Consider the following 379-nt stretch of genomic DNA (forward strand, 5'->3'; position numbering starts at 1 on the left):
CGGCCCCGCTCTACCGGATCGAGGCGTATTCCGTTACCGGACGGTTGGTCTACACCAACAACGGCGTATCCGGAGCGTTCCGCGGGTTTGGCGGAAATCAGGCAACGTTTGCCGTGGAATCCCAGCTCGACGCCCTGGCCGAAAAGCTGACCATGTGCCCGCTGGAGTTTCGACGGATCAATCTGCGTACTGCTGATGAACCCGGAAGTCGGGGTCAGCCTGTGCGCTGGACAGCACCACCGACAGAGGTCCTGGCAGCGGCTGCCGCATCACCACTCTGGGTGCCCGCCGGTGCTGCCGCCCGCAGGCGTTGGCTGACCGGTACCGGCATGGCGATGGGGGCTCAGGGTAACGGACTCGGCGACGGCCTCCCTGACAG

General features: G+C 65.4%; 1 protein-coding gene. It reads left to right on the forward strand.

Annotated features, from left to right (window positions below; all coding sequences use genetic code 11):
- Positions 1–379 (forward strand): molybdopterin cofactor-binding domain-containing protein (locus tag B2W52_RS06860; protein ID WP_286802153.1); only part of this gene is annotated, 379 nt, incomplete at both ends.

This window comes from Marinobacter sp. UBA2498, assembly GCF_002341575.1.
Taxonomy (GTDB): domain Bacteria; phylum Pseudomonadota; class Gammaproteobacteria; order Pseudomonadales; family Oleiphilaceae; genus Marinobacter; species Marinobacter manganoxydans.